The sequence below is a fragment of the Streptomyces sp. BE20 genome (genome assembly GCF_036322525.1).
Classification (GTDB): Bacteria; Actinomycetota; Actinomycetes; order Streptomycetales; family Streptomycetaceae; genus Kitasatospora.
Window position 1 is genome coordinate 21,299 of the sequence record NZ_JAQYWW010000848.1, and the last position, 12,604, is coordinate 33,902.

Annotated in this window: 8 protein-coding genes; 5 read left to right on the forward strand and 3 right to left on the reverse strand. The window is 71.7% G+C overall.

All coding sequences use genetic code 11. The features are described 5' to 3' along the window. Positions 1–17: 17 nt before the first annotated feature. Positions 18–1,106: a DUF4765 family protein gene (locus tag PUR61_RS18235; protein ID WP_329879959.1), complete on the reverse strand. Its 1,089-nt coding sequence runs from the start codon at positions 1,104–1,106 to the stop codon at positions 18–20. A gap of 685 nt (positions 1,107–1,791) precedes the next feature. Between PUR61_RS18235 and PUR61_RS18240 the strand changes: the two genes are divergently transcribed. Continuing rightward, the gene (locus tag PUR61_RS18240) at positions 1,792–4,095 is read left to right on the forward strand and encodes an ATP-binding protein (RefSeq protein WP_329879960.1); all 2,304 of its coding nucleotides are present in this window, start codon (positions 1,792–1,794) and stop codon (positions 4,093–4,095) included. Positions 4,096–4,576: 481 nt separating this feature from the next. Here PUR61_RS18240 and PUR61_RS18245 read toward each other — a convergent pair whose 3' ends face one another. Further along, entirely contained in the window at positions 4,577–5,008 is a 432-nt protein-coding gene (locus PUR61_RS18245) for a hypothetical protein (protein WP_329879961.1), read from the reverse strand. 628 nt (positions 5,009–5,636) lie between these two features. Here PUR61_RS18245 and PUR61_RS18250 point away from each other — a divergent pair. Continuing rightward, complete coding sequence (locus PUR61_RS18250; RefSeq protein WP_329879962.1) at positions 5,637–6,344, forward strand: ABC transporter ATP-binding protein; 708 nt, start codon at positions 5,637–5,639, stop codon at positions 6,342–6,344. A 457-nt stretch (positions 6,345–6,801) separates the two neighbouring features. Here PUR61_RS18250 and tatC read toward each other — a convergent pair whose 3' ends face one another. After that, positions 6,802–7,707, reverse strand: a complete 906-nt coding sequence (gene tatC, locus PUR61_RS18255; protein ID WP_329879981.1) for a twin-arginine translocase subunit TatC — start codon at positions 7,705–7,707, stop codon at positions 6,802–6,804. A 1,194-nt stretch (positions 7,708–8,901) separates the two neighbouring features. Here tatC and PUR61_RS18260 point away from each other — a divergent pair. The 3 genes from PUR61_RS18260 to PUR61_RS18270 are packed head-to-tail and all read left to right on the forward strand — an operon-like array spanning position 8,902 to position 12,602. Then, the gene (locus tag PUR61_RS18260; RefSeq protein ID WP_329879963.1) at positions 8,902–9,957 is read left to right on the forward strand and encodes a sugar ABC transporter substrate-binding protein; all 1,056 of its coding nucleotides are present in this window, start codon (positions 8,902–8,904) and stop codon (positions 9,955–9,957) included. Between the two features lie 46 nt (positions 9,958–10,003). Continuing rightward, the gene (locus PUR61_RS18265; protein WP_329879964.1) at positions 10,004–11,566 is read left to right on the forward strand and encodes a sugar ABC transporter ATP-binding protein; all 1,563 of its coding nucleotides are present in this window, start codon (positions 10,004–10,006) and stop codon (positions 11,564–11,566) included. Further along, positions 11,559–12,602 (forward strand): ABC transporter permease, encoded by a 1,044-nt coding sequence (locus PUR61_RS18270; RefSeq protein ID WP_329879965.1) that lies wholly within the window; start codon positions 11,559–11,561, stop codon positions 12,600–12,602. The genes PUR61_RS18265 and PUR61_RS18270 overlap by 8 nt, the downstream gene beginning before the upstream one ends. Positions 12,603–12,604: the final 2 nt, after the last annotated feature.

Sequence of the window (12,604 nt, forward strand, 5' to 3'; positions counted from 1 at the left end):
CGCGGGGCGGAGCGGGATCAGGAGGCGTTGGGGCCGCCGGAGCCACCGGCGCCGCCCGTGCGGTCCACGATCACCCGGACCTTCGCCGGGGCGGTCCGGGCGGCCACCCAGCCGGACTCCGAACTACTGCCCTTGGCAAGGTACTTGGCCGATATCTCGATCACCACCAGGGCGTTCTTGTGGCTGAAGCCTTCGGCGACACCGGGGTCCGTGGTGAACTCGGGGAGCACCCCGCCCTTCCCGACCTGCTGGGCGGCGGTCGCGGCGGACGGCCTGGCCGTGGCGGCCGAGGCGGGGTCCCCTGACGCGGATCCCTGCTTGGCCATGCTCTCGGCCGCCTTCAGGCCGGTGCCCCGCCACAGGATCACGGTCCGGTCCGCCCCCGAGGCCACGGCTTTCGCGACCTCGGACTGAGAGGTGGGCTTGGGGATCCGGCCGCGGTAGGCCTCGTCGAAGTCGTCACTGTCCGAGTCGTAGTTCGGGTCGTCCTCGGCCAGCTTCGTCCGGCCGGTCCTGATCCGGGTCACGCCGTCGGCGGGCTTCTGGGAGTTCAGGTCGAGGGTCTGGAAGTCGAGTTCCATCCCGGACTCCGGCACCTTCGTGGGCTGGCCGGACGCGGTGTCGCCCTCGGTCACGATCCCGTAGCCCGGGCCGCGGTCGGCCTCCACGAACTTCTCTTCCGGGCGGCCGGCCTCCGGCTTGGCCGCTCCGGTGCCGGTGGTCGGCTTCTGCGCCCCGTCCGGCTTTGTCGGGCGCTGGGGACTCTCGTCGCGGGTGCCGCCGGACCGTGACGGGCCGCCGCGCTCACCCCCAGCCTCGTCGCCGCCCCGGGCTCCGGCCTCACCGACCCCGACACCCTCGACGCCACCGAACTCTGGAGTGATCGTGAGGCCGCCGAGCACGCCGAGGGCGATCTCGATGCCTTCGTGGACCTTGTCGCCGGTCGTGCGCGGCTTCTGCTCCTGGGGTTCGTCGTGGAACTGGCCCGGGTGCGAGCACGCCGGGCAGTACGCGAAGGCCGGCTGGCCGGCGGCGAGCCCGGCGCCCAGCGTCAGGGACAGGACGGTTGCGAGCTTGACGGCTGTGCGGGCGGTTCTGCGAGTCACGCGGACATCTCCAGGAATTCGGGCCGGCGCAGGGTGCGCCTCGGCCGGGCGGTGATCGGCATGACCCGGTGTCGGTCGTCAGTGAAAGGCGTATCGACCCGTCGCCACCCGTTGAATCGTCAATGTGACGCCACAAGAGAGGTGTTAAGGGGTCGTGACGAAATTCTCGCGAGTCCGACCGGCGGTCCGTCAGCCGATCCGGGGCTCATTGTGGCCCGATGGGCGACGGGCCCGCACACGTACGTTTACCTGTCTCATTACCTGTTTTCCGCTGCCCTCCTTCTGGAGCGATTGCCCGTGAAGCGGTTTTCCGGACACGCATGGTGACGGTCCGTCACGATTGATCGGCGGTCGCTGGTCCGACTTGACGATCGCGTCGCCGTGGAGATCTCATATGGCATACGGTCCGGACGGGAAATTCGTGGGCTGGTCGGGCGATTCTCCGGGAGAAATCCCTGCGCATTTCGACCGGGCGCATCATCGAGTTTCGCATACCCGGCTCAGGCGTTCCGGCGGAGCCGGGCCGGGTCTTCCCCCGCTCGTCCTCGGAAGCCGAACCACGCGATCCGCGGACGGTCCCGGCCTTCGCTTTCCGCAGGAGCGCGGGCCCGGCACGTGCCGGGCCCGCGTCGGCGGAACGGGTCGGACGCAGCACCCCGAACCAGAGAACAGAGGCAGGACGGCAGTGCGTACGGGACACGGGAACCTCCCCGCGGATACGACCAGCTTCATCGGACGGCGGCGGGAGCTCGCACTCGCCCGGCACCTGGTCGGCAGGAGCAGACTGCTGACCATGACCGGCCCCGCCGGTATCGGCAAGTCCCGCCTCGCCGTGCACCTCGCCCACACACTCCGGCGCTCGTTCTCGGCCGGCACCTGGCTGATCGACCTGGCGGCCTTCGAGACGGAGGACGGCGTCGTCACCGCCGCCCTGGCCGTGTTCGGACTGTGTGTCGCTCCCGGCCAACGGCCGATCGGGGCGTTGACGGCATACCTGCGGGACCGCCGGACGCTGGTCGTGCTCGACAACTGCGAGCACCTCCTGCACACCGCAGCGGTCCTCGCCGGCGCACTCCTGGAGGCCGCCCCCCACCTGCGGGTGATCGCCACCAGTCGGCAGGCGCTCGGGGTGGACGGCGAGCAACTGCTCGTGGTCCCGCCGCTTCCCGCACCCGGACCGGGCCTCCGTCCCACCGGACCGGTGGCGCGCAACGACGCGCTGCGGTTGTTCACCGACCGCGCCGTCTCCGTCCTCGGCGCCTTCGACCCGTCGCCCGCCGAAGCCCGGGCCGCCGCCGAGATCTGCCACCGCCTGGAAGGCGTTCCCCTGGCGATCGAACTGGCCGCCGCCCGCCTGCGGGTCCTCGCCTGCGACCAGATCCTCGACCGCCTCGACGACAGCTTCGGCCTGCTCACGGGCGGGAGCCGGTCCGCGCCGCCGCGCCTGCGGAGCCTGCGGGCGGCCGTCGACCGGAGCTACGACCTCTGCGGCGAGGAGGAACGGCGGCTCTGGGCACGGGCGTCGGTCTTCACCGCCGGTTTCGACCTCGCCGCGGTCGAGGCGGTCTGCACGGACGAGTCCCTGCCGCGCCCGGCCGTGCTCGACGTGGTGGCGGGCCTGGTCGACAAGTCCGTGCTCGTCCGCGAGGAACAGGAGCAGCAGGTCTACTACCGGATGCCGGGCATCGCGCGGCAGTACGGACGGCTCCGGCTGCCCGAGCACGGAGGACAGCGGGACGTGGTGCGGCGGCACCGGGAGCACTACCACGCCCTCGTCCGGCGTGCGGAGGCGGAACGGTTCACCGCGAAGCAGCCCGAGTGGCTGGCCCGGCTGCGACGTGAGCAGCCCAACATCCGTGACGCGCTGCGGTCCTGCCTGGACGAGCCGGGGGAGGCGCGCAGAGGGATGGAGATCATCACCGCGGTCCGCAGTCACGGGGTGGGCATCGGCGACTTGGAGGAGGACCGCGGCTGGCTCGCGCAGCTGCTCGCAGTGGACACCGAGCCGAGCCCGGTCAGGGCGAAGGCCCTCTGGACGGACGGCTGGCTGGCGCTCTTCACCGGCGATGCGGCCGGCGGCGAGGTCCGGGCCGACGAGTGCGGCGAGCTGGCCCGGGCCATGGACGACCCCGGCTCCATCGCGGCGGCGGGCCGACTGGCCGGGCTCGGCGCGCTGTTCCGGGGCGATCCGGTGCGGGCCGTCGAGCTCCTGGAGGACGCGCTCGTCCGCTCCGAGGCCCTCGGTGATCCCGGGGAGTACTGGACCGCCCTCCATCTCCTCGCCGTCGCCTCCTGCCTCGCCGGCGACCGGCGCGCGGCCGCTCTCGCCCAGGAGTGCCTGGACCGGTGTGACACCGACGACCTCCGGTGGGCCCGTCCCCACGCCCTGTGGGCCCTGGCCCTGCGGCACTGGTCGGCCCGGGACGCCGAGCAGGCCGTCGCCGTGCTGCGCGAGAGCCTCCGCGCCGCCCTGCCCGGGCACGACCGGCTGCTGGTGGCCCGGTGCCTGGAGACGATGGCCTGGGCGAGGGCGCGGCAGGGCCAGAGCCAGGAGGCGGCCGAACACCTGGGTGCGGCCCGCAGCCTGTGGCGGTGGACCGGTACCGCCATCTCCGGCATGGGGCAGTTGGCCGTCCACCACCTGGCGTGCGAGCGCGAGCTGCGGACGGCGCTGGGCGATGCCGCGTTCGAGGCGCATGTCCGAAGGGGTGAGACCTCGACGGTCCAGCAGTCCCTCGCCCTGGCCCTGTTGGACGACCGTGTCCTCGCCGAGCCCGTGCAGAAGGCCGTCCGCCCGCTCCTCACCGCCCGGGAGCAGCAGGTCGCGGATCTGCTCCGGGAGGGGCTGTCGGACAAGCAGATCGCCGCTCGGCTCGTGATCTCGCCGCGGACCGCACAGGGGCACGTGCAGCGGATTCTGCTCAAGCTGGGCCTCACCCGCCGTGCCCAGGTGGCCGCCTGGGTCCACGACCAGGCTCCGCACCCCTGACGACCACCGGGCGCCCGTCGCGGTCCGGGACTCGTTGTCACCACTCGTGGTGAGTCGTGCACCCCGTCCTGCTGTCGCCGACGGACGACCTCTGCCGGAGCGCGTCGTCCGATCCGCGGACGAACACGTCCACGCGTCCGTTCTCCGGCGAGATCGCCGCGGGTGCCCCGACGATCCTGTCGCGGGGCGGGTGCGCCGAGATCGGTGCAGGCGGACCAGAACACGCCGTTGAAGGACTTCTCGGCCAGGTGGTCGTCCGTGGCCCGGAGGACGAAGTCGTCGAGACTGCCGGGTGCCTGGCTGACCGCCGTCGGCCTGCCGGTCAGGCAGCCGCCGAGGGACTCCCCGTCGGACCAGGTCGGCGAGGACACCGATCGTTTGCAGGGGCGATCGATTCGCCCTCCTCGCCCCGGCGGACCCCGGCCGCCGCTGTACGCGCGCCGGCCGGGGTCCTTCCTCCCCGGCGTCGCTCAGGGCTCGGTCACGCGGGAGGCCTTCGCTGGCCCGGCACTCGCCCGGGACGCGCGCCGGCCGTCGCCGGGTGCTCCCGCGGGACGGGGGCCGGCTGCTTCGGGAGGGTCAGGACCCGGGTGCAGCCGGCCGCGGTGAGGACACGGAGCGACAGGCGGATGCGACCCTCGTCGGCGGAGAAGACCCAGGGGCCCGGTATCAGCAGGAGCCGGTGCGTGCCGTCGATCACCGCGCGTACGAGCGTCTCGAACTGGGGCCGGGACCGGTGGCCCCAGGAGGACGGGTGGACGTCGTCGAGGTAGAACACCGGAGTGGGCAGGCCGAGCCGGGCGGCGAAGTGCGTCAGCGCTTCGCGGTCACCGGTCGCTGCCCTCGGATTCTGTGGGGGGCTGCACAGGTAGGCGGCCGGCCGCAGGGTGGGGGAGGTGTCGGATACGCGCATGTACGGGCTCCGCGGGATTCGAGGAGGCGCCCGGCCCGGCGAGGGCCCGGCCGTGCGGGCGGATGGCTGATCGGGGTCTCGGCGGCGCTACACACCGGCGTTTCCGCTGTCATCGGCCTTGTCGTGCAGAATACCCGACAGAGTCGGACATTCAAGAGAAAGCGGACTTCCCTGGCGGCCATTGAGTATTCGGCTCTCTGGTGAGGAAATGGGGAGTAGTGGTCCGCCGGCGAATACGGAGTGGTGGGTGGGGGGTGAATCCGCCGTGCTCCAGGGCCCGGGTCGGCCGGCTCACAGGTACGGCCCGGTGTTGGCGACGGTGTCGATCGAGCGGCCGGACTCGGCACCCTGCTTGGCCGCTCCGGGATACGACGGAGCCGCCGATCCCGAGGCCGTGGGGTGAACGCTCGCTCTCCGGTGCGTCATGGTGGGTCGCGAGGGCTCCGGGCCTTGGGCGGTGCGACTTCGGGGAATTGCCGGACGTGGCCCGCCGGTCGTTCTACGGGATCCGTCGCGGAAGGGATTCGTGCGGGATCGAGCAGCGCGGTGAATCCACGGCGTCGGCCGTCGGAAAGTCCGCGGGTGTTCCTTTCCGGGCACGATCTCACCGCGCACATGGAGGTCGTCGGTGGCCGACAGCACGGCGCGCACCACAGGATGGTCGTCGACGAGCAGCAGCCGGATCATCCGGAAACGCCTGTCACCTGGTTGGTGGCAGGGGTCGTGGCCGTCGGGGGATCCGCCGGCCGAGGGGTCCGGTGCGGACGAGCCCGTCGAGCTGGTGGCGGGGTGCGCGGAGGGCGTCCGGACTGCCGACCTTCCGGCGGCCGAGCGGGCCCGGGTCCGCCGCGACCACATCGGCTTCGTCTTCCAGCAGGACAACCTGATCCCGTCCCTCACCGCCTTTGAGCAGGTGCTGCTGGCCGTGGACCTGCGGAGGGGCAGCAGGCGCGCGCATCGGACCCTGGCCATGGAACTGCTGGAACAGGTCGGCCTCGCCGACGCCGCGGATCGCCGGCCTCACCAGTTGTCCGGCGGCATGCGGCAGCGCGTCAACATCGCGAGGTCGCTGATGGGTTCGCCCTCCCTGTTGCTCGTCGACGAGCCCACGTCGGCCCTGGACCGGGAGCGCGGCCGTCGGATCATCGCCCTGCTGGCGGAGCTCGTCCGTGACCGTGGGGTTGCCACCGTGGTGGTCTCCCACGACCTCGACGTCCTTGACCCCGGCGGCAGCACGGGTGTCGACGTCACCGCGTCCATGGCGGACGGCCGCATCGTGCGGGTGGAGCACCACCGCCTCCACGCGGGCGCCCGCTTCGTCGAAACGCCCGGGTGAGGACACCGGCGCGGCTGTGCGGACGGGCGCCGGCTGGATCGCGGGCCTTCGCCCACGCGAGCGGGAGGAAGGCCGTGTCCGGCCCCGGTCGCGTCCTGCTTCCCTCCCGGGCCGGAAGCCGCTCGTCCCTCCGGCGACCGCTCGGGGCCACCGCGGAACCGCTACCGGCCCCGAGCCGCACCCCCGTCCCCGGCCCCGGCCGAACCGGCTCATGAAACACCCGCCTCCCCGAAACCGCACCAATGGCGCGCCGCGCAGGCCACCGCGACCGGGCCGACCACGCCCCGGTCGCGGTGTGCCCCGGCGCGTGCCGCTTCCGGGGGAAGGAGTGCGGAGGCGGCTCCGGAGCCCGGTGGGATGCACAATCGTGATCCGGACGGCCGGGGCCCCGGTGGCCACGGTCCCGCGTCCGGTGGGTCGGGCGCCGAGGCGTGCGGTTCGGCCGCCCGCCGTCGGATCAGGTGATGTCGTCCAGGTGCGCCCGGTGCTCCGGGTGTTCCTGGCGGGGGATGTGCACCTCGATGCTCGCGGCCGGCCGGGTGGAGGCCTCGACGGCCGCCACCTCCGCCACCGGCTGCACCGTCAGGTCGACGTCGGAGGCCTCGTCGGCGCCGAGCCCGTGGTCGGGGTTGCGCCGGGCCTTGCGCCGGTCGTTGACCGTCGCGATGCCGCAGGCGAGGAAGAAGAGGGCCCAGATCGGTGCGGCCAGTGCCAGCATGCTCAGCGGGTCGACGCTCGGGGTGGCGAACGCGGCGAAGACGGTGATGCCCAGTACCATGCCGCGCCACCAGCCGAGCAGCCGCTTGCCGGTGACGATGCCGGTCAGGTTGAGCATCACCAGCAGCAGCGGGAACTCGAAGGCCAGGCCGAAGACCAGGACCAGCCGGGTGGCGATGTCGAAGTAGTCGTCGGGCGGCAGGATCGGCGTGGTGTTGTCGGGGGTGAACGACATGAGCATCTGGACCGTCGTCGGCAGCAGCACCATCGCCAGGGCGGCTCCGGCCAGGAACAGCGGGGCGCCGCAGGCGACGAAGATCCGGGTGTACTTGCGTTCGTTCCGGTGCAGACCGGGCACGACGAAGGCCCAGATCTGGTAGAGCCAGACGGGGACGGTGGCCACCACGCCGGCGGTCAGGGCGACCTTGAGCATCCAGGTGAAGCCGGCCGTGAGGCCGATGGTCGAGACCTGCGCGCACTTCTCCTTCCCCGTGGCGATGATCTCCGGGGTGCAGCGGAGCGGTTGCAGCAGGAAGTCCTCGATCCTCTTGTGGAAGAACAGCGCCAGGACGGTGAACACGACGATCGCCAGGACCGACTTGGCCACGCGGTTGCGCAGCTCCCGCAGGTGGTCGGCGAGGGCCATCCGCCCCTCGGGGTCCTTGGACGCCTTGAGCGCCCTGGGTGTCTTCCGTACCTTGATCGGCTTGCTCAACCCGCACCTCGGCCGGTGTTCGGAGGCCCGCCGACCGGCGGGCCTCGGGTGGATCCGCGCCGAGGCGGGACGGGACAAGAGCTCGCGGCGCGGGCCGCGCTGGTGGCCCTACGACGCCGACGAAAAACGGAATGCACCTCCTCTGCATCAGGACGGCGGGTGCGGGACCCGTGACGGGCGAGCCGGGCGGGCCGATTTCGTCCGACCGCGGAGCGGGCACGGTCGACCGCGGGAACGGCGGTCGGCGGGGCGGTCGGCAGGGCAGTCGGCTCGGGGCCGCTGATCCGCGGGTGACGGCCCGCAACCGTTCCGGCGGTCCGTGGAGGCCCCGCCGGTGCGCAAAGTCTGCGGGCTGTCCGACCCGTCCGTCAACGCTCCTTCCGTACCGATGTCAACCCGTTCGCTCGGCCGGGCCGGCACGGTCGGGGGGACCGTCCCGGCGGTCAGGATGCTTGCCACAGGGAGATGGTTGCGTAAACATAGGCACGATGGCAGGCCCACGGCCGCGCCACGTCGAGCGGACAGTGACGGGGGCCGGCGACGACCCGGCGCTCGTGACCGCCCAGGTGGCCCGATCCGCACGGTCGAGAACCATGTCGCCCGCGGCCTGGTCGGGCTCCGGACCACCCGCGCCGAACTCGCCCGCCGTCCCGCCTGACCCGATCCGAGCCGGGGCCGCGTGAGCGGGCCGGCCCGGACCGGCCGGAGTGCCCGCAGTGCGTTCGGGCCCGTGCCGCGAATGACTCGGGCCCGCCGATGCCACATCCGCACCGACCGATCCCGAGGCCCGGTCGTCGGCCGGCATCGCGGACCGGGCGTCCTCCCCGAGTGGCCGTGCCCGAGTCGACCGAGGGGCGCGGCGCCCGGCCGACGCCGCTCGGGAGTGGACGGCGGCCCGTGACGCCGCACCGTCGATCCTCGCTATTGATGGGATCAATCGTCGGCCGATCTGAGCGGACCTGACCCCTCGCCGTCGCAGAATGCCTTATTTGCAGCATGGTTCCACCGAGGCATTGACAGCTTCTTCAGCTGAGACCTATAAACATCCCATGTCTCCGAAGCGTGACACCTGCCGTATCCGCTAGGGGCGATCCCCTGCTCCGGGACCACCACGAGGAACCACCGATGAGACTCAGAAACGCCCTCTGCCCGACCGTCTCCGCGCTCTCCGCCGTTGCGCTGCTCGGCGCATGCGGCTCCGGAACCACCGCGTCGTCGGACCGGTCGCTGATCGGCGTGGACTACCCGCGTTCCGACACCGACTTCTGGAACTCGTACATCAAGTACACGCCCGGGTCCGCGGGGCAGCTAGGCCTGTCCCTGAAGACCACCAACTCCCAGGGAGACGTCGCCAAGCTCACCGCCAACGCCCAGACCTTCATCAGCCAGGGCGTCAAGGGCATCGCGATGGCCCCGCAGGACACCGCCGCCATCGCCCCGACGCTGGATCAGCTGGCCGCGAAGAAGATCCCCGTCGTGACCGTGGACACCCGCCCGGACAGCGGCAAGGTCTTCATGGTGGTGCGGGCCGACAACCGGGCGTACGGGGAGAAGGCGTGCCAGTACCTCGGTACGAAGCTGGACGGCCGGGGCAAGGTCGTGATGCTGGAGGGCGACCTGTCCTCCATCAACGGCCGTGACCGCACCGAGGCGTTCAACGACTGCATGAAGAAGAACTTCCCCGGCATCAAGGTGTTCGGCGAGGCCACCAACTGGGACGGCGCGGTCGCCGCGCAGAAGCTCCAGACGGACCTCGTCGCCAACCCGGACATCAAGGGCGTCTACATGCAGTCCAGCTTCGCCCTCGCCGGCACGCTCCAGGTCCTGAAGCAGGCGGGGCTGCTGGTGGACCCGAAGGACGAGAAGCACGTCTTCGTCGTCTCCAACGACGGCATCCCCGAGGAGCTCAGGAACATCGCCGCGGGGAAGATCGACGCCACCGTCTCCCAGCCGGCCGACCTCTACGCCCGGTACGCCCTGCACTACTTGAGGGCCGCGATCGACGGGAGAACGTTCCAGCCCGGTCCTACCGACCACGACAGCACGATCGTCCAGGTCCGTGACGGTCTGTTGGAGGACCAGCTCCAGGCCCCGCTCGTCACCGCCGACGGCGGCACCTACGGCGGCGTGACCAGTGTGAAGAGCGACGACAAGTCCCTGTGGGGCAACAACGTCGGCTGACCTCCCGACCGGCAACCCCACGGCATTCGAGCAGAAGGCGGTTGAGATGAGCGACGGGGAGCGAGTGGTCGGCCCCGTGCCCGCCCCGGCGGACGACGGGCGGACCCTCACGGACCCGCCCGTCGTCGAGGCGACGGGCATCGTCAAACGATTCGGTCCGACGGTGGCCCTCAACGGCGCCCGGATCACCATCAGACCCGGTGAGACCCACGCGCTGGTCGGCCGCAACGGGGCCGGAAAGTCCACCCTGGTGTCCGTCCTCACCGGCCTTCAGGCCCCCGACGAGGGAACGGTCACCTTCGCCGGCAGCCCGGCGCCGCGGCAGGCGGACCGGGACGCCTGGCGCCGACGCGTGGCCTGCGTCTACCAGAAGTCGACGATCATCCCCACGCTGACCGTCGCCGAGAACCTCTTCCTGAACCGGCACGCCCCCGGCCGCGGTCGCCTGATCAGCTGGGGGGACGTGCGCCGCCGCGCGGAGGAACTGCTGGCGACCTGGTCGGTGGACGTCGATCCCCAGACCCCCGCCGGCGATCTCGACGTGGAGCAGCGGCAGTTCGTGGAGATCGCCCGGGCCCTGTCCTTCGGGGCCCGGTTCATCATCCTGGACGAGCCGACCGCCCAGCTCGACGGGGCGGCCATCAACCGGCTCTTCGACAGGATCCGCGATCTGCAGGACCAGGGCGTGACCTTCCTGTTCATCAGCCACCACCTCCAGGAGGTCTACGAGATCTGCGACACGGTGACGGTGTTCCGGGACGCCCGGCACATCGTGACCGCGCCGGTGACGGAGTTCCCCCGCGGCGAGCTGGTCGCCGCGATGACCGGCGAGGCCGCAGCCACCCGGCGCGGGGAACGGGTGAGTACCGCCGACCCCGGCGCCACGGCCGCGCTGAGCGTCCGCGGCCTGAGCGGTGCCACCTACGGCGGCGTCACCTTCCGGGTCGCCGCGGGGGAAATCGTCGGGCTCGCGGGGGCCGCGGGCAGCGGTCGCACCGAGGTCGCCGAGACCGTCGTGGGGCTGCGGGCCGCCGACGGCGGCGAGTTGGAGATCGCGGGCCACCGGCCCCGGCCGGGCAGCGTGCCGGCGGCGCTGGCGGCGGGTGCCGGATTCGTTCCGCAGGACCGGCACCACCAGGGCTTCGTGCCCGACATGTCGATCGCGGACAACGCCACCCTGTCCGTACCGGGCCGGATCGGCAGCAACGGCTTCCTGAGCCGCGCCCGCCGGGACCGGCTCGCCGCGAGCATGATCGAGAAGCTGGCCATCAAGACTCCTGGGCCCGACCTGCCCGTCTCCGCGCTGTCCGGCGGCAACCAGCAGAAGGTCGTCATGGCGCGCGCCCTCGCCGACGACCCCCGGCTGCTGGTCCTGATCAACCCGACCGCCGGGGTGGACGTGCGGTCCAAGGAATTCCTCCTCGGCAAGGTCGAGGAGACGGCGCGGACCGGCACCGGAGTGCTCGTCGCCTCCGACGAACTCGACGACCTGCGCATGTGCGACCGGGTCCTCGTGATGTTCCAGGGCCGTGTGACATCGGAGATCGCCCGCGGCTGGCACGATCACGACCTCGTGGCCGCGATGGAAGGAGTGGACCTCAATGCCTGACACCGTCCTCGTGGACACAGCCCCACCGGAGGCCACGGAACCGCGGGTGAGGCGGACCGCGCTGTTCGGCGGCCGGGTGCCGCTGGCCCGGCTCCGGGACCTCGCGCTCGTCCCCGCGATCGTGGTCATCGCGATCGTCGGCCAGATCGTCAACCCCGTGTTCCTGCAGGCCGACAACCTCGTCAACGTCCTGCAGACCATGTCCGAGATCGCCCTCCTGGTCCTCGCCCAGACGATGATCCTGATCGTCAAGAAGATGGACATGTCCCTGGAGTCCACCATGGGACTCGCCCCCGGGGTCGCCGCCCTGCTGGTCGTTCCGGCCGGTGCCGGACACGGGCTCGGGCTGATCCCCGGGGCCTGGGCCGTACCGGTGACCCTCGCCGTGGGCGCGGTCGTCGGTGTGCTCAACGCCCTGCTGATCATCCGCTTCGGGCTCAACGGCTTCATCGTGACCCTCGGCATGCTGATCGTCCTGCGCGGCATCCTCACCGGCCTCTCCGGCGGCCAGACGTTCTTCCAGCTCCCGCCCTCCATGCTCTACCTGGGCACCGCGGAGTGGTTCGGGACACCGGCGTCCATCTGGATATGCCTGGCGCTGTTCGCCGTCGCCGTCGTCCTCCTCGGCTGGACCGGCTTCGGCCGCTCCCTGTACGCGATCGGCGGCAACGTCGACGCGGCGAAGGCGGCCGGCATCCGCACCGACCGGGTGCTGTGGATCGTCATCGTCAGCGGCAGCGTGCTCGCCGCCCTCGCCGGACTGCTGCTCTCCGGACGGCTCGCCTCCGTCGCCGCGGCCCAGGGCGACGGCTACATCTTCACCGTCTTCGCCGCCGCCGTCATCGGCGGGATCAGCCTCAACGGCGGCAAGGGCACGATGTTCGGAGCCTTCAGCGGCATCCTGCTCCTCTTCATGATCCAGAACGTGCTCACCCTCGGGGGCGTCCCCGCCCAGTGGATCGGGGCGCTGAACGGCCTGATCATCCTGGTGGCGCTGATCATCTCGCGCATCACGGGCGGCAAGGCCCAGGAGTGACC

Excerpts from the sequence above, each read along its gene's own strand:
- PUR61_RS18265 (WP_329879964.1), top strand. The coding sequence starts at position 10,004 with ATGAGCGACGGGGAGCGAGTGGTCGGCCCCGTGCCCGCCCCGGCGGAC.
- PUR61_RS18270 (WP_329879965.1), top strand. The coding sequence starts at position 11,559 with ATGCCTGACACCGTCCTCGTGGACACAGCCCCACCGGAGGCCACGGAA.
- PUR61_RS18245 (WP_329879961.1), bottom strand. The coding sequence starts at position 5,008 with ATGCGCGTATCCGACACCTCCCCCACCCTGCGGCCGGCCGCCTACCTG.
- PUR61_RS18260 (WP_329879963.1), top strand. The coding sequence starts at position 8,902 with ATGAGACTCAGAAACGCCCTCTGCCCGACCGTCTCCGCGCTCTCCGCC.
- tatC (WP_329879981.1), bottom strand. The coding sequence starts at position 7,707 with ATGGCCCTCGCCGACCACCTGCGGGAGCTGCGCAACCGCGTGGCCAAG.